This window comes from Phycisphaeraceae bacterium (assembly GCA_019454185.1).
Taxonomy (GTDB): Bacteria; Planctomycetota; Phycisphaerae; order Phycisphaerales; family UBA1924; genus JAHBWV01.
This window is the reverse complement of record CP075368.1, coordinates 92,976-111,104: the sequence shown is the minus strand read 5'-3', so window position 1 is coordinate 111,104 and position 18,129 is coordinate 92,976. Positions and strand designations below refer to the sequence as shown.

At 62.4% G+C, this 18,129-nt stretch carries 10 protein-coding genes; 5 read left to right on the top strand and 5 right to left on the bottom strand.

Features of this window, described 5'->3' with window-relative positions:
• Nucleotides 1-64: 64 nt before the first annotated feature.
• Entirely contained in the window at nt 65-247 is a 183-nt protein-coding gene (locus tag KF838_00445) for a hypothetical protein (protein QYK48336.1), read from the bottom strand.
• Between the two features lie 16 nt (nt 248-263).
• On the opposite strand from KF838_00445, the gene KF838_00440 reads away from it, so the two are divergent.
• The 3 genes from KF838_00440 (at nt 264) to KF838_00430 (ending at nt 3,691) form a co-directional block, all read left to right on the top strand.
• Nucleotides 264-983, top strand: coding sequence for a hydrolase (locus KF838_00440; protein ID QYK48335.1), 720 nt, complete (start codon nt 264-266; stop codon nt 981-983).
• A gap of 134 nt (nt 984-1,117) precedes the next feature.
• Entirely contained in the window at nt 1,118-1,738 is a 621-nt protein-coding gene (locus tag KF838_00435; GenBank protein ID QYK48334.1) for an antibiotic biosynthesis monooxygenase, read from the top strand.
• An 18-nt stretch (nt 1,739-1,756) separates the two neighbouring features.
• A complete protein-coding gene (locus KF838_00430; GenBank protein ID QYK48333.1) occupies nt 1,757-3,691 on the top strand; it encodes an amidohydrolase in 1,935 nt (644 codons plus the stop codon).
• A gap of 853 nt (nt 3,692-4,544) precedes the next feature.
• Here the strand turns inward: KF838_00430 and KF838_00425 are convergent.
• The 4 genes from KF838_00425 to KF838_00410 form a co-directional block, all read right to left on the bottom strand.
• Entirely contained in the window at nt 4,545-5,237 is a 693-nt protein-coding gene (locus tag KF838_00425; GenBank protein ID QYK48332.1) for a hypothetical protein, read from the bottom strand.
• 408 nt (nt 5,238-5,645) lie between these two features.
• Entirely contained in the window at nt 5,646-6,929 is a 1,284-nt protein-coding gene (locus tag KF838_00420) for a hypothetical protein (protein QYK48331.1), read from the bottom strand.
• Nucleotides 6,930-7,104: 175 nt separating this feature from the next.
• A complete protein-coding gene (locus KF838_00415; protein ID QYK48330.1) occupies nt 7,105-9,843 on the bottom strand; it encodes a serine/threonine protein kinase in 2,739 nt (912 codons plus the stop codon).
• 206 nt (nt 9,844-10,049) lie between these two features.
• Nucleotides 10,050-10,643 (bottom strand): sigma-70 family RNA polymerase sigma factor, encoded by a 594-nt coding sequence (locus tag KF838_00410; GenBank protein QYK48329.1) that lies wholly within the window; start codon nt 10,641-10,643, stop codon nt 10,050-10,052.
• A gap of 975 nt (nt 10,644-11,618) precedes the next feature.
• On the opposite strand from KF838_00410, the gene KF838_00405 reads away from it, so the two are divergent.
• Both KF838_00405 and KF838_00400 read left to right on the top strand, forming a co-directional pair.
• On the top strand, nt 11,619-14,849 hold the full coding sequence (locus KF838_00405; protein ID QYK48328.1) for a hypothetical protein: 3,231 nt from the start codon (nt 11,619-11,621) through the stop codon (nt 14,847-14,849).
• Nucleotides 14,850-15,583: 734 nt separating this feature from the next.
• Entirely contained in the window at nt 15,584-17,767 is a 2,184-nt protein-coding gene (locus KF838_00400; protein ID QYK48327.1) for a hypothetical protein, read from the top strand.
• The last annotated feature ends 362 nt before the right edge of the window (nt 17,768-18,129 follow it).

The window sequence follows — 18,129 nt, the reverse complement described above, 5'->3', positions numbered from 1 at the left end:
TCCAGATGCCCGGGCGATGATCGCTTCGGTCAGCCGCGCTCGGACGTGCGTCTTCCGCGGATGCTCAAGCCCACGAGAAGCCCGGGGGCAGGACGCCCCTCATCGCCAACTCCAGTATCGACTTGGGCGGCCCGTTCTTATCCACGACCGTGGAGCGTCCCGCCTTCCCCTGTCCCGGCCCCGCGCTCAGTAACAGTGGGAGCCCTTCGGACGCACCCGAGGGCTCGGCCTTGATCCTCGCATTCATTCAGGAGCACACCGCCATGTCATCCGCTTCCAACCGTCCCAAGCTCTCCGAGAAGGGCCTCCTTACCCCCAACAACTGCGTCGTGGCCATGATCGATCTGCAGCCGCAGATGCTCTTCGGCGTGGGGATGAGCGGCGAGTTCGACCGCCAGAGCATCATCAACCGCAATGTCGCACTCTGCAAGGCAGCCCGGGTCTTCGGCGTGCCGACGGTTCTCTCAACCGTGGAGTCCAAGTCGTTCAGCGGCAACACCTGGCCACAGGTGATCGCCGCCCTGGGCGGTCAGGAGCCAATTGAACGCACCTCAATGAACTCCTGGGACGACGCTAACTTCGTGAAGGCAATTCAGGACGCTGGGGGAGGCGGCCGCAAGAAGATCGTTCTCACTGGTCTCTGGACCGAGACCTGCGTCGCGCTCCCCACGATTCAGGCCATCCACGACGGATACGAAGTCTTCATCGTCGAGGACTGCTGCGGCGATATCAGCCAGCTCGCCCACGACAACGCGATGAAGCGGTGTATCCAGGCGGGCGCAAGGCCCGTCACCGCGCTCTCGGTCATGCTCGAGTGGCAACGCGACTGGGCGCACCGCGGCACATACGACGCAGTCATGGATATCGCCAAATCACACTTCGGTGCCTATGGCATCGGCGTGGAGTATGCCTACACGATGGTCCACAAGGCACCGCCCACGACGTATCCCGAGTACAAGGTGCCGGCAGCCGGCGGGCACTAAGCGTTCGAGGATCCTCGCGGTCTTCCTGATCAGCGTGACCCATGTGATCCACGCCTTCTGGATCGCTGCGCCCATTCTCAAGAGCGTGTCGATCGTTGGCGGCTTTCTGCTCACGGCCGGATGGAGTACGAGAAGTGTCGAACGCTTCGGAGATCCCAACCTCACCCGATTCGCCTGCGCTCCGGTTCCTCCGCACCGACGCGACCGATCCTCCGGTGACAGTTATCCGGGACATACGCGTGCGCCCCGGGGCGGAGGGTCGATTCGAACTGCTGATGGGTGCGCTCATCGCCGAGGCGACCAGTCAGCCCGGACACCTTGGTGCGACTGTCCTGCGACCGGTCGGTGGTGTCGATGGCGTTGACCGCGGCGCGTATCGATTCGTCTACAAGTTCGACAAGCGTTCCAACCTCCTCGCGTGGCACTCGTCAAAGACGCGGGCAGAGCTCTTCGCACCGATTGCCGAGCTGGTCAGGAGTGATCGATTCGAGGAGTATCCTGGGCTCGAGACGTGGTTCGATCTCCCGCCGGACTTCGCGCCCCCGAAATGGAAGACCACGCTCATGTCGTGGGCGGCAATCTACGTGCTCGTCGTCGCGCTCTCGTACATCATGCAGAAGCTGGGAGTGAAGCTGCCGATCCCCCTCGCGGCCCTCGTTCTGACCGGGATCATCGTGCCGCTCGTCGCATATGTCGTCGGCCCCTTGCTCGGCAGAGTGCTGCGGGGATGGCTTCACGCGGGACCGACGATCTAAGCAGCAATCGGACACACCATGACGCGCTCACACGACCACATCACCAGACGCGAAGCAATCAGCGTGGCGGCCGTCGCCGCGACGGGTCTGCTTACCGGAGGATGCACCGTGACACGCCCCACAGCAAGCGGCATCGACTCCTTGGTCCCAGATCTCATCGTCCACAACGCTCGCATCACAACGATGCAGAGGCCCGGGCATGAGGTGCGTGCGCTGGCCGTCGACGCCGGACAGTTCGTCGCCGCCGGTGATGACAAGGAAGTTCTCGCCCTGAAGGGGCCTCAGACCCGCGTCATCGACGCTGGCGGCCGTCGTCTGATCCCCGGGCTCAACGACTCGCACGTGCACATCATCCGCGGCGGGCTCAACTACAACCTGGAACTCCGCTGGGATGGTGTCCCATCCCTTGCAGACGCTATGCGCCTGCTGCGCGAACAGGTCGCCCGCACGCCACAGGGACAGTGGGTCCGCGTCGTCGGCGGCTTCGCCGAACTCCAGTTCACCGAGCGCCGTCTGCCCACGCTCGATGAACTCAATGCCGCCGCACCCGACACGCCCGTGTTCATCCTCCACCTCTACGATCGGGCCTTGCTGAACCGCGCAGCACTGCGGGCCGTCGGCTACGGCAAAGACACTCCGGATCCCCCCGGCGGCATCATCGAGCGCGATCGCGACGGCAACCCCACCGGTCTGCTGGTTGCTGACCCGAACGCTTGGATTCTCTACAAGACGCTCTCTCTCGGGCCAAAGCTCCCGCCCGAACACCAGATGAACTCGACCCGGCACTTCATGCGGGAGCTGAATCGCTTGGGCGTTACCAGCGTGTGCGACGCGGGCGGCGGCTTCCAGAACTACCCAGATGACTATGCCGTCATCAACGAGCTGCACAATCGCGGCGAGATGACCGTGCGCATTGCGTACAACCTCTTCACCCAGCGCCCGCAGAAGGAGCGCGAGGACTTCGCCGCGTGGGCCGCGAACAACCGCATGTACCAGGGCGACGAACTGCTCCGCCTCAACGGCGCGGGAGAGATGCTCGTCTACTCCGCGGCGGACTTCGAAGACTTCATAGTCGCTCGCCCCGACATGCCTGGTTCAATGGAGGAAGAGCTCGAAGCCGTAGTCGGCCTGCTGGCACGCAACAAGTGGGCCTTCCGCCTGCACGCCACCTACGACGAGACCATCACACGCGCACTCGATGTCTTCGAGCGAGTGAACCGCGAGGCGCCGATCTCCGACCTGCGCTGGTTTTTCGACCATTGCGAGACCATCAGCGACCGCAACATCGAGCGTGTGAAAGCCCTCGGAGGCGGTATCGCTGTCCAGCACCGCATGGCCTTCCAAGGCGAGTACTTCATCCAGCGCTACGGCAAGCAGGCCGCGGAACGCACGCCGCCCGTGCGGCGAATGCTCGAGATGGGCGTTCCCGTCGGCGCAGGAACCGACGCGACCCGCGTCGCCAGCTACAACCCCTGGACCAGCCTCTCGTGGCTGGTCACAGGCCGGACAGTCGGCGGCACGGCCATGTATCCGGACTCCAATCTCCTCAGCCGTGAAGAAGCCCTCCGGCTCTACACGGGCGGCAGCGCGTGGTTCAGCCGCGAAGAAGCCCGGAAGGGCCGGATCGCTCCCGGACAGCTTGCCGATTTCACCCTCTTGAGTGACGACTACTTCTCCGTGCCGGCACATCAGATCCGTGGCATCGAGAGCGTGCTCACGGTGATGGGCGGCCGGGTTGTCCACGCCGCGGGCGCCTTCACGCCACACGCACCGACTCCGATACCCGTGCTGCCGGAATGGTCACCTGTCGGGAAGTTCGGCGGGCACTGGCGCGTCGCCGCGGGAGCATCGCTGCCACCCTTGCCCGTGTGCTGTCCTCACGGGCTGACCACCGCCCCCCTTGGTCGCGATGCACTGGGCGGCGGCGCGGGATGCTCCTGCTGGGCTTTCTGACTCGTTTGAGAAGCCATGCTCTTGCGGCGTGTGATGATGAAGTGAGGTTCGAGACACGTCAGGCGTGGCACACCTCGGATCGAGCGTGTTGCATAATGTGTTGGGAAATAGAATATTAGAGCACATTTGGCGTGCCGGAGTCATGACAAATCTGCCACGCTCACTCCCCCCGATACCGACATTTCGCGACATTTCATGACACTCTGCGACTTTCAGGAATTGCCGATTCCTGCCAGTTTGTGCCGACTTGGGCGTTCTGGCTGGTCTGGGATCCACCCTTCGAGGTCCACGCCTTCTGTCTTCGCGGACTTTCGCGAGACTCCGGCGTGCCTCGATTCTCAGAACCCAGTGCGTCGCGCCGGATCGGCCCCTTTGGGGGCCGGATTCTGAGTCGGCGAGGTTGGCAGTGTCTCGGGCCGGAGCGGCGATGCTTCTGAAGCCGAGGCGCGTGAGTGCTCACGTGAGTGGCGCGAAGCGGGACGGAGGCGTCGCGGAGGGATGTTGATGTCGTGAGTTAGGGCCGTTCACGTTCTAAGCCGCGTGCGACCCGAGTCTCGGCCGCGCCGGGCGGCACTACGAAGACACGGCGATCATCGTGCTGGTGCGGGACGGGGCGACCGGCGTGCTGTACGTCCTCGAAACCGACGTGGAGGGAGATTGCGCGGGCGTGAGCCACGATCGGGAGCAGCAGAGCTGTCAATGAGCTCGCCGCACACAGGTGCAAGAGCCGAGCACATGCATGGCACTTACAGGAGGCAGACGAATCAAGAAGTCTCGCATGCCAGCTACGCGAAGCCGCCCCGGCATCTGGAGAGACACCGAGGCGGACAGAGGGTGAGAGGGTGGAAGAGAGTCAGCCGGTCGCGGCTCGGGGTCGCCTGCGTGTCGCGAGGAGTCCGCCGAGGCCGAGAAGTGAGAGAGCACCAGGTGAAGGGACGACGTCAAACACGCTCCAGGTTGTGCTCTGTGTGCGCACGAAGGACTGGTTGTCCTCAAAGATACCATCGTACTTGCTCTGGTATCGGTACGCGCCCGCCGGCCACATCATCGTTGTAAGCGGCTCGAACGTCAGCAGATCCACAACGAAGTCACCCGAGGGTGTGAACACGCCGCCCGAGTAACTCCCGTGCTCGATGAAGCAGTATGACCAGTCTCCGATGTGTGTCGTTGGTGCTATCTGGTTCGCAAAGAGCACAGGACGCGTGACCGTAAAGACGTACCACTTCTCGGCACCCATCACGAACGAGCGTGTGCTGGTGTCCGGAACTCCTGGCACCGTTTCTCCGTTATACGCGTACGAGTTGTTCTCGGCGACCATCGAGGAGTCGACCGTCTGAGAGAACTGCGTGTGTGCTGTCGCAGTCACACGAGAGTGCGCGAGCAACTGATAGCCCAGCGATCCGCTCTCAACCGAGTTTGTGGTCGCCCACCATGAGTGCGTGCTGTAGATCGGGTCGCCGCCTGACCACCCCGCGTAAACGGATTCGTACCCACCCCTGAGCGTGAGCGGCCCCGCATGTGCCACAACCGCGAACGTACTGGCCACAAGGGCTGCACATACCATAAGACTACGCGCGATGCGCGGCCGCAGATCTGAATAGACGTCCACATGGTTCATGATGCTTCTCCTCTGTTGCGTACAGGATCGATGCTGGGTGACAGATAGCGTTGGACATCCGCAGGTATCTGTGCCCCTAGAGAGAACATGTTCAGCATGACTCACCTCGCTCCAACTGGCTCTGAAGCAGGTCTCAAGGGTTCTGGTAACCCTCAGCGTCTCAGCGTGAGCTGGGGCAACGCCGCATCAAACAAACGTCAAGCCCGTGGCTGTCTTGCTGACTGTTCGTGAGCAGCACACAAGACATCTTTCCTGAATCCCCCGGCCGGCCGTTGAGCTCGGCCGGGGTTCCACGCACGTCGCAGCGGGGGAGGCAATCCCGCGGCCCTCAGCGTCTCAGCAGGCGCTGGGTCTGCGCCGCCGCGACGCCATGACCCCACCCAGTGCGAGCAGTGTCACCGTGCCCGGCGTGGGAACAGGAACCGTGACCATCCAGCCCGCGGTGCGACCCAGCGGATCGATGCCCGATCCCACGAACATCGTGCCATCATCAGAGACGGCGGTGATGCTGCTCAGGTGCCACCCTTCGAGGTTTGCCACGCCGCTGATCTCCAGATACGCGGAAAGGTCGAAGAAGTTGTACCCGGCTCCGTCGAACACCCAGAACGCGGCCCGCTCGTCAGCTCCAGGAAGCGTGACCGAGCCCACGACAACGTTCCCATCGAACGAGAGGTCGTTGATGACCGAGTCGTGATCGTCGAGAATGTCGATCACGCCGTCGTCGTTGATGTCGCCCGCATCGAGGGTGTAGTTCTGTCCGGTCGACGTCCGGTTGAGATTTCCCTTCGTGTTCGACCGCGTGGTGCTGTATCCCGCAAGGGCGATCCCATCGCCGGAGACATGGGTCAGCCCCTCCACGTGATCGAAGATGGTGTACAGGCCATTCCCGAACCAAGCGATGCCCACAGAATAATCGAACGAGATGTTCTGGAATCCGACGTGCGCAACGCCGACCGTGACCTGTCCATCGGCCGACATGCCGCGGGCCTCCGCGCCCACCATCAGCATCGACATCGGATACTCCGTGCCGACACCGCTCGCTGTGTCCCAGCGAACCGCGCGCCGAGAGACCACCGAACCACTGAGATCCGTGTACCCTGTCCCGACGATCGTCGAGGCGTGAAGGTCCGCCGAGTGTGCTGCTGACAAGTCATAGGAGCCAACGCCCAGAAAGTTCAGCGTTGCATCGGCGACTCCCTCCCGCGTGTCCCAGAACGCACCCTGACCAAACTGACCCACCGGCTTCGTCACCACCACAATCGGAATGCCCTTGATCGGGTCTCCCGGCCCGCGCTGCGGCGACTGCCGGAAGAGCGTCATCTGCGTCTCATACAACTCACCGTTCGCGTCGAACCGCTCGGGCATCGGGAAGTGCTCGCCCGCGTGCCAGAGACCAGAGTCAAAGACCTGGTTCTGAACACCCCTCTCTCTGATCGCCCTGTACGCCACGACCGTCGTCTCACCTGAACCGACGACATCAACAGGAGTCATCTCCAGCATGTCGGGAAGAAAGTCGAACGCCAGGAAGGACGGGGGCCCCCACTGCGCCGACGCCGTTGACGTCAAGCCAGCCGCGGCGACCAGCGCGAGCGCACGAGAAACAGTGATCGAACGAGCCATAGCGATGCCTCCTCTGTGATGTGACAAGGACCACGAGGACGGCGAACGCGGCGGGATACCCGCCCTGCCACGAACGTCGCCCGAAGCCGCCCAACAACAGGGGCTTCAGAGACACTTCGTGGTACAGGGCGGGATCTCGCAGGCACTTTTCGGAAACTTGTGCTGGGCGAAGGACCTACTCATCCATGAGGCCATACACCAACCTGAGGTCGGCGAAAGCGGGCGGCTCCGGCCGATCGACCTCGCGATAAGCGGCAATCCATCGACCTGCCATTCGCCTCTCGGGTTGAGCCTCAGGAACGAAGCCCGCACCCATTGGGACCCTGTACCGCGCAACCTCGTTGATCGTGTGCTCTGCCAAAGCAAACTCACGCCTGGTGATCTGGCCCTCGACAAGCACGCGTTCTGCCCGGTGGGCTTCCCACCAGAACTGCATATCCGAACCGATGGCATCAAGGATAGAGCGAGCGAGCGGCTCCGCAAGATCGCATTCCCCTCTGGCCGCATGCAACTCCGCGATCTCAATCTCTGCGCGGATTCGTTCGATCGGATCGTTGTGCGCAATGTCCTGCAACTCCACGAGAACCCGATCAAGCTCGGCAAACGCCTCCTCGTCGCGTCCCATCACACCGAGCCAAGATGCCCACTCACGGTGTGCCACAACAATCATGATGCTGAGGCGATTTGGATGCTTCTGCTTATACACTTCATATCGATGCTGAGAATGCTCACGGATCTCATCAAGCCGATGTTCACGCATCATTGACTGCGTAAACTGGTTGATGCAATCGATCGCGGTCAGAGAGTCTGGCCCCTCCTCGCGTTGAAGTATCTCAACAGCGCGATCCAGCGTGACAAGTGCCTCGCTCCACTCTCGTGCGGCCTGTTGAGCGAGTCCCTGAAGGATCAACGTGCCCGATACCTGGATGTCATCCGGTCCGAGCAGCCGCTCTTTGAGTTCCACAAGCATGGCCCACGTCTCTGCGGGGCGATTGGATCCTAGCGTGCCCTCCATCAGCTCGGCGAGCATCTCGTTGCGCTTCGCAAGCTCGTCCTGACCCACGGCACGCTCGGCACGCGCCAGCCGCCGGATGGCACGGGCTACCTCTGGATGATCGTCCGAGCGAAGGCGGAACGACGCGATCGCCGCACGCTGCGCCAGAGGCAGTGCGTCTGTGACTCGACCTTCAGCCAGCGCTATATCCGTATTGATCGCAATGAGCGATGATGTAAGCGTGGGATGTGCCTCCACGCTCGCACTTCCGTCGGATTCGATCTTGTTTACAAGGGATTGGGCACTTCTGAATCTGCCCCGCTCAAGCTCTATCCGTGCCAGGGTGTAGAGACTCGTGAGCACGTCGTGGTGTGATGCGGGCAGAACCCGCGATCTTGACTGGTACGCACGCTGAGCGAGCAACTCGGCCTCCCCCAACTTCCGACGCTGAAGCAGGATCCCCGCGAGTGTGTCCGCGGCTCGCAAGGTCTCGGTATGGGCCTCGCCCATCGTGATCTGATGCAACCGAAGCGAGTGACGTGCGTGGAGTTCTGCCCGTCCAAGCGTTCCGCGGTCGTTATAGAGAGCAGCCAAGAGTCCACGGAGCGCCGCCTCAAGCATGGGTTGATCGCGTAATTGGCCAGACTCAAGTTTGCGATCGAGCAGATTGAGACTCTGCACCGACGCTGCAGTGAGCGGGTTACCGGCCTCTATGCTCGCGATCGGCAGCAACTCATCGATCAACTGCCGCACCGCATCGGCCCTGGCCGACTCCGTTGTCGCGCGGCTGCGCTCATACGCTTCTCGTGCCCGTGCCGCATCCGTGCTGGCGATCGTGTATGCAACCAAGCCCACACCCGCAGCCACCAATAGCCCCATCACAAGCCCCGCGGCGACAACCCGCCGATGCCGCCGGATCGTCTTCCTCGCCACGTACCACCTGCTGTCAAACCGCGCTCGCACCGCTTGCCCCGCGAGCCAGGCGCGAAGATCGTCACGAAACTCCCCCGCGGTCGTGTACCGCCGCTCCCTCACCTTCGCGAGCGCCTTCAGCACGATCGCGTCAAGGTCCGCCGGAATCTGATTCACGACAGTCGACGGTCGCACCGGGTCGCACTCTCGGATCTGTCTCAGCAGCTCCGCCGTCGGCACGTCCGTCGCGTACGGCAATCTCCCTGTCAGACACAGAAAGAGCAGCAGGCCCATCGCGTACACATCCGTCCGGATGTCGACCGCCTCCGCGCCCCCATCGATCTGCTCTGGCGCGGCATACGCGAGCGTCCCGAGAAACGCGCCCGTCATCGTCACGAAAGATGATCCGGAGGCATCGAGCGACTTCGCCAGACCGAAGTCCAACACACGCGCCTTTCCATCACCGGCCACGATCACGTTGCTCGGCTTGATGTCTCGATGCAGCACCGCACGCTGATGCGCCGCGGCAATCGCATCCGCGACCTCCGCCATCACCGCAACGATCCGGCGCATCCCTGCCGCACCATCGGCTCGCGTCCGCATCGACCATCGGTCGATCGTCTCTCCCTCAACATACTCCATCACGTATCCAAGTCGCCCGTCCTCCACGCGGCAGGCCTCGATGATCCTCACGATGCCCGGATGATCAAGCCGCGCTGCGAGCTCGACCTCACGCTCAAATCGGTACCGCGTCGAAGGATGGCGCTGGGTGTCCCCGAGTGGCAGCTTGATCGCAACGAGCCGGCCTGTGCCGCGCTGAACCGCCTTGTAGACCGCGCCCTGACCGCCGAAGGCAACCAGCCCCTCGACCGAGTAGCCCTCCACAACCACCGGGCTCGCACCCTCCATGGCTCGCTGGTGCTCCGGCTTCAGACCACGCTCGACCTCGTCTCGGCTCCGTGCCACAGGCCCCCGGAAGCGATCCAGAAACCCCTCTGCCGATCGCATCGCGGACAGGAGATCGGCACATGTCCCGCACGACCGAACGTGCTCCATCGTCGCGTGATGATCGGTGCATGGCTCACCCGTTGCGAGTGCAGACGCGTACTCCTCCAATGCTTCAAGCCCCGGACACACGCCGTCACCATCGCGAGAACGTGGGTCCGAGGAAGGGCCGTCACGCGCTGAACTGAAGTCCTCGGGGCATGCCATGGTCACACATCCTCGTACAACTCGTCGAGGCGTGCAACGATCGGCTGGAGCCGCTTTGTGACACGATACTTCGCGTTGTACACCTCTTCACGCGACATACCGAGTTGTGCGATAACCTCGTCGATTTCAACCCCTCGCAGACCATACAGCTCGAAGGCCGCGATCATCCGCTCGTCCGTGCCGCCCTCGCGAAGCTGCGCAAGTGCCTCTCGCAGGATCTGGTTCTGCCGCTCGTCAAGCCAGAATCGCTCGACTTCGTGCTCGCTCGTTGCCTCTAGCCCCGCGGCACACTCGTTCGCTTCACGACGTTGACGCGCCTGCCGCACGCGATCGATCGCGCGATGGCGGAGAATCGTGATAATGAACGCGCTCAGACGCCCCCGCTCACGGTCGTACTTGCCCTGTCGATAGGCCTCGACGAACGAGACCATCGCGGCTTGCACCGCGTCCTCCGCCTCGGCGTGCGTAAGACCCATCCGCCGACAGACCGCCAGCATGATCGGCCGGCATCGGCCGTCAAGCTCTTCCCAGGCAGACGAGTTGCCCGGCTCTCCGAGTCCGTGCAGCAGCGCGGTTGTGGTCCTCATTGAGAACATGTGCTCATCACTCCGTGACTGGCTGTCACACATCCCACAGAAAAGACCACCGCATCGGCCCGGCAGCCACGCCCCGTCGGCTCTCGCACGATCGCGGCGTCAGGCACAGACCTGATCGGTGTCGCTGCAAAGGGGTAAGCGGAGGTACCAGTGTCTGCCGGAGTATGGAGCACATGCATGCGAGGCCTCCCAACCGTCGAACCTGCAACAACTATACAAACAAATACCACACGCGCGTGCTGCGCAACACTTTCATCATGAATAGATCGTGAAGATACCTGCTCGCCGGAATCGGGTCAACGTGTATGTCGAACCCTGGTGGTCACGTGGCCGCAGCGCACTCGCAACACTCAAGGCCGCTGACGATTCGACCCTGAGGCGCTGTTTGCCATACTCCCGCCTCCACAAGCGGCGACCTGACTCGCCCCTCAGCACCGCAAGGCAACGTGACATACCACGTCGGACGATGTGATTGTAAGCACTTGCAAAACATAAAAATGCGAGTGACACACACTCTCGTGACACTGACTAATCTGCGACCCTTAACCCCACCGATCCCGACATTTCTGGACATTTCGACACACTCTGCAACTCCCCCGAGTCACCATTCTCCTGCCAGTTTGTGCGAATCAGGGCATTGTAATCGGTCTTTAGTCGCCCTACAGAGGGACGAATTCACCTTGCCCTATCGTCGAGTGCCAACGCGCGATCACTGCGGATCATCATCCGGCTACAGAATCTCACGGCACCGGGAGATGGCATACCGAAGACCCTCACAGAAACCGTGAGAAGTGGTTGCATCGCACCCCCTTGCCAATCTATACTCGCAAGTCAGGCAACGAATGTACGAGCGGCCAGGCGAGATAACGCCTCTGTCGAGGCTTGCGTCCACATGTTGAGCAGAGCTCGATTTGCGGTGCTGCCCACTTGCCGGGTCCGCATGGCTTTCATCTTGCCCGGCCATTGGAGCAAACGATGTCCAAGCACTACGCACTGTTCGAGTCGCTAGAGCCACGTCAACTGCTGGCCAGCTACTTGGTCGACAACATCGGCGATATCGTCGATGGCAACTACGACCCGGGCCAGACGACGCTGCGCGAGGCCATCATGCTGGCCAACAGCAATCCTGGTCCGGATTCGGTCACCTTCCACGAATCGCTGGCTGACGGAATCATCACTCTAAGCGGATCGCAGTTGCATATCTCAGGCGAGCTAGCGATCAATGGCCTCGGAGCCGATCGTCTCGCCGTCAGCGGCAACTCCGCGTCTCGCGTCTTCCAGATCCTGGCGGGTGCAAACGTGTCCATCAGCGGACTGACCATCACGGCGGGAAACGCCCACGATGCAGGTGGCATCTTGAACGGTGGCACACTGACCCTTACCGACACCCGAGTCGCAGGGAACAACGCACATACTGGCGGCGGCATCCTCAACAGCGGGACGCTGACGCTGACACGCTCAACCGTATCAGATAACACCGCGAGGAATGCTGCTGGCATTTCCAGTGTTCGCGGCACCGTGACGCTCTACGAGTCGGCAGTATCGGCCAACGCCGCGGGTTATCAAGCTGGCGGCATATGGATCGGCACCGAAGCCATCGTCACACTGACCAGCTCGACCGTGTCGGACAACAACGCGCAGGATGGCGGTGGCATTTGGAGCGTCGGCACGCTGATGCTGGCCGACTCCACCGTATCTGGAAACGACACGCGCGGTGGCGGCGGCGGCATCATCAGCGCGGGCACCGTGACGCTGATCGACTCGACTGTGTCGGGAAACTATGCCTATTGGGGCGGCGGCATTTACAATTCCAATGTGATGTCGGTGATTAACTCGACCGTGTCGGGAAACACCGGGAGCACTAGCGGGGGCGGCATCCTCAACAACCAAGGCACGGCAACACTGATTGGCTCGACCGTGTCGGGGAACTCTTCATCTCGAGGGGGTGGCATCAACAACAGCAGCTACGGCATTCTCACGCTGACCAACTCGACTGTCTCAGGAAACACCGCAAACCAAGCGGGTGGCGGCATCTTCGACGATGCCTTCGCCACGGCGCTCACGATCAATAACTCGACGGTCTCTTTCAACGTCAGACAGGGTCTGTATCTTGAACGAGCATTTGCTGCGCTGCTACAAAGCACAATTGTCAGCAGCAACTCTGGCGGAGACATTGTCGGGATACTCGCCGCAGACTCGATGAACAACCTGATCCAGAACGCGATGAAATCAGGAGGTTTGGTCAACGGTGTCGGCGGCAACGTCGTCGGGAGCAACCCTCTCCTCGAGCCGCTCTCGTTCAACGGAGGTTCTACGCAGACACACGCGATCCTCACCGACAGCCCGGCGATCGATGCCGGATCCAACCCAGTGGGATTGTCCACCGACCAGCGTGGCTTCGCACGCACACAAGGGTTTGCCACGGATATTGGCGCTTTCGAGTTGCCCGCCGACCCCACCATCGGCTCTTTGACATCCTCCGGCCCATCAGCCGCCCGTGGACACTCCTTCACACTTACAGCCAACGACGTCACCGATGCCGGAGGAACCATCGCGCGCGTGGACTTCTACCTCGACGCGAACAACGACGGTATCGCCGACACAGTGGAACTCATCGGGAGCGACACCGATCCGGCCGATTGCTTCTCACTCGCATACACCGTTCCCGTTGATGCTCCCCTCGGCGCGACCTCCTTCCTCGCGATCGCCACCGACACCGATGGATTCGCGAGCGACACCGCCGCGACGAGTGTCGCGATCACAGGGGCCGTCCCCAGCATCGGCTCACTGACATCATCGGGCGAGTCAGTTGTTCGCGGGCAGCCCATCACCTTCACAGCCAATGCTGCCGCTGATATCGACGGGTCTGTAGCCCGCGTGGACTTCTACCTCGACGCGAACAACGACGGGATCGCCGACACGGGCGAGCTCATCGGCAGCGACACCGATCCGACAGATGGCTTCACGCTCGCGTACACCGTTCCCGCCGGCGCGACACCCGGTGCAACTCCCTTCCTCGCCATCGCCACAGACAACGACGGGCTTACGAGCGCCGTCTCCGCCGCGATTGTCACGATCATCGGTGCAGCCCCCTCGATCGGCGCTCCCGCCGGCGCCGCTGACGACAACGACACGCATCGCGTCGTTTCGGTCAACACGCTCGGCCACGTCCTCGTCTTCGAGCAGGGGTGGGTGCTCGAGAACCTGCATGAGAAGACAGGCGCGCCCTACGCCACCTCACCCGCAGTGCTCTGGGCCGATCCCAAGGACGGGCTTATCTATGTGGCAGCGACTTCGGCTTCGGGGCTCATCCTCTTCACACGCTCCAGCACGGGCGATTGGACCCTCCGCAACCTCTCGACCGAGACGGGCGCGACCGCCTCCCCTGTGGGCAATCTCACACACTTCATCTCAATAGGCCAGAAGATCGTCGTGATCGCGGGCATCACAGAGGATGGCCGTATCGTCGCCTTCAAGCAGTCGCTCACAACCGCCTCCGGAGGCGGCCCCCACTTCGACTTCATCGATATCTCCGCCGACCTCGAATCACAGGGCCAGACCACGCCAAACCTCACCGGGCTGACGAGTTACGTCCCCAAATGGGACACATGGCACCTCGCCGGGGTCGATACGCTCGGCCGCATCCAGTCCATCTGGATCAACACCAATAATCCCGCGTTCACAAAGTGGCGCACCGACAACCTCAGCACCATCACAGGCGCCCCCGCCATTTACGGCCAACTCGCCGTCACACTCACCGCTTGGGGCGGCATCAACATCACGGGCATCGATAGCTCCGGCAACATGCTCACCACATGGTGGATCCCTCGCTTCGGCGGACACTGGGCCGTAAGCAACCTGACCACGCGTTACGCCGGACCACAACTCATCGGAGGCAACCTCACCGCGTACACCACTCCATGGGGGGGAATCAACTACGTGGGACTCGATGCGGAGGGCACAATCCACGTCTACTGGTGGATCCCCCGCTTCGGTGGGCAGTGGGCCGTTTCCCCCCTGCTGCCTTCCGGCACGCCCTCCGTATACGTCCCGACCGGCGCGCTCACCAGCTCGTGTTCCACCGCTGGCACGCTCAGCGTGTACGGCACTGATGCGAACGGAAACGTCCTCCGCATGGGTTGGCAGCCCGGACCCGGCAGTGCCTGGACCGTCGAGGACCTCACCTCCATCGCCATCGAGCAGTAGTATCGACGAGACCCGCCAAGTGTCAGTCCACAGAGTTCGGCTGCGTAGTGGCCAAGCCCGTGGTGCCGCCGACCCCATCCTCTTGCTTGGTTTATCCGAACCCTGACCAGATCACACATGATGCCAACTCTTGATGAGTCGGCTTCAGGTGAGGGTGCGAAGTCCGTTTCTTCCCTGCGGCGTCTTTGTATCGGGCGCGCGATGATGACGTGAGAACCAGAATCTCGCTGGGCGGGGTTTGCACCGACATGGCTTCGCAAGCCCAGGCAGACCGCCCGCAGCGACCAGTCGAGCGAGTCCGCCGCGTCGTGCAGGTCCTCGAGCGCGATCCGCGGGCTGAGCGTGCCGGTGAGCGCGGCACGGATCGCGGCGGGTGAGAGCCGCGTCAGGTGCAGCAGATGATGGACGCGGCTGCGTGCGGTGCTAGGAACCGCACGCTGGGCCTTACCCGCGCCGCCTCCTTCAGCACGACACGGAACACCTTGTCGGCGGGGTTGGTGACCTGACCAGAACAGCGGTCCTCGTCCTGATGATGACCAGCGCGAGAACCCCCAGCCACGCGCAGGTCACCACCGGCGGCCGCAGTGTGACGCAGAGTTTGGCGCAGAACACGCATGCGCTTCTCTGGCGCACTCCTCCCTTGGCTTCCGCGTCTCTTCCTGCCAAGACACCTGCCCGTGAGTGACGAGACGTCCGTCTCGTCCGGTGCCGCGTGTCACCAAAGGGAGAAACCCATGTCCGCTATACGTCATGTCCGTGATGCATCCATCATTCGCCCGACACATCACGTCTCACACGCACTCGCCCTCGCGATGGCCGTGGGACTCGCCGCGCCCGCGCTCGCACAGAACGTTCACTGGAACACCGCCAGCGGCATCTGGGCAACCCCGGGTAACTGGACACCGGCAGGAGTCCCGCAGCCATTCCACAATGTCTTCATCGGAAGCCGCGCCAACGCCGAGAACGCGACCGTCTGGCACGATGGGTTCGGATCACAGCAGATGGCCAACCTGTTGATCACCGACGGCATGACCGTGCGCAACAACATGGGTTCATTCCACGTCGCGGGCAGCACGAACCTCACCGGATCCAACATCGTCTCAGGCCCATTCGGCCTCCTCACCACCTACGCCTCTCGAATGCTGCTCGAACCGATGAAGGGCTCATCGCTCACGACCGGCAATCTCTCGCTCAGCGACGGCGCCCGCATCGACATGGTCGGCCAGGCCTTCGCAGGCGTCAATGGCATCCTCAGCGTGGGAGCAAACTCTCGTGTGGGAGGCATCGGGTTCTTCAACCTCAACGGCACCGGCGCAGGCCCCGGCATCACACTGCTCAACGATGGGCGTCTCCGCGGGCTCGACGGCGCTGGGCTCACCTTCCGCCAGAACGCGGGCGGCCTCTTCGATCTCGACGGCGTCTCCGGCAACGGCATCGTCGATCTCAGCGCAGGCGCCAACTCCTACATGCGCTTCATCGGCTCTGCACTCGCCGACTCGTTCAGCGGCGAGATCATCATGTCGCGATCATCGCGCCTCGACATGGACCTCACTCAGGGCTGGACCGCCGATGCAAACAGCACCATCAACGTTTTGAACGACAACATCGCCAATACCCCCGCCACGATACGCGGCGGTCCGGTGACGGTCGCGGGCGAGATGAACCTGAATTCCGCTCTCGCGGTCTACTCCAGCTCGCTCACCTTCGAGCCCTCCGCACGCGTCCACATCGATCCTGGCTTCTGGCTCGGCGCGGGCCATCTTGGTTTCACCGAGACCACTTTCAACGGCGGCGTCTTCAACATGGGCCAGAACGCGAGCATGGGTTTCTATGACCATGTCAGAATGCGCGGCGGCGAGTTCATCATGCAGCCGAACGCAGCAGGATACAAAGGGCTGCTGCGACTCTACGAGACATCGGCCTGGGACGGCCACATCATCATCGACGGGGTCAGCCAGATCTTCGGACACGCAACCATTGCAGGCCCGACCGTCGTCGATGCAGATACGTTCTACATGACCACGTTCCCCAGCACACCCACCGTGTGGGACATCAACAGTACATTCGTCTTGAATACGAACGCTCTTTCTGAGATTCACGGCAACCGCGACCATTCAATCATCAACGTCTCAAGCGGGGCACTCGGACGCTTCACACTCAATCTCTCCGATCCAGAAGCTGCCTGGAACATGGCAGGCCAGATGAACCTCGGCGGATTGGGCCTCTTTCCCATCACTCGCCTCGCCGGCTCACGCATGATCGTCGAAGGCAGTCTCAACATCACCGGCGGCATTGTCCAGATCACCGCCGACACCGAGTTCTCCGGCGCGGCCGTCGACATCGCACACGGCTCAACCCTCCGCATGCGAGGCCGCACACTCGTCGATCAGGCGACCGCCTTCCTCGGCACAGGCAACCTCCGCAACGGCATCGGAGGCATCATGGACCTCGCGCCCGGCGCGTCGCTCAGCCAGATCGGCCTCGTCAACGATGGACTGCTCACGATCGGCGACGGAATCGTCGGCATCGCAAGCGTCAACCAGTTCACCAGCACGCCCTACGCCATATGGGAGCTCGATATCGGAAGCCCGCTCGACATGGTCAGCAACGACCTCTTGCTGGTCGACACCGTCGCGACACTCGGTGGCGTGCTCAACGTCACACTCGCAGACCTCGCGCCAGGTGCCATCGCGCCGCGCGTCGGAGATCAGTTCATCATCCTCATCGCCATGGATGGCGTCCTCGGATCGTTCACCAACGACCCGGTGACCGTCGCCGGAGCACTGACCTATGAGTGGACCGTGCTTTACGCTCCACACACCGTCATCCTCCGCCTGGACAGCATCGTGCCCGCACCCGGCAGCGTCGCCCTCCTCGCCTGCAGCGGCCTGATCGCCTGTCGCCGCCGTCGCGTGTGAGCCCACGCTTCCATCGCTCCCTTGTTGGCCGCGACCCCGGAACCGCTCCGGGGTCGTGGCGTTGAAACCCGAATCACCCGCAGCCCCTTGTGCTTCACCCAATCTTGCAGCATGCACAGGCGGCCCTGAAGCTTACGGAGTTCCTTCTCGTATTCCTCGCGTATCAGCCGTAGCGGATCGCTTCGCTCTCAGTCATTGACATCGGTGCCCATCCCTTGCTGATGTCGTGTGGTACCGCGCCAGAATACCACAAGGAGCAGCCCAAGAGTGGCGAATCGCACACAACACCTCGCTCGCAGCTCGTTCGGCGCGATACATACCGAACCCATGGCGCGAACAACAGCACACGTTCACCAGCAGTG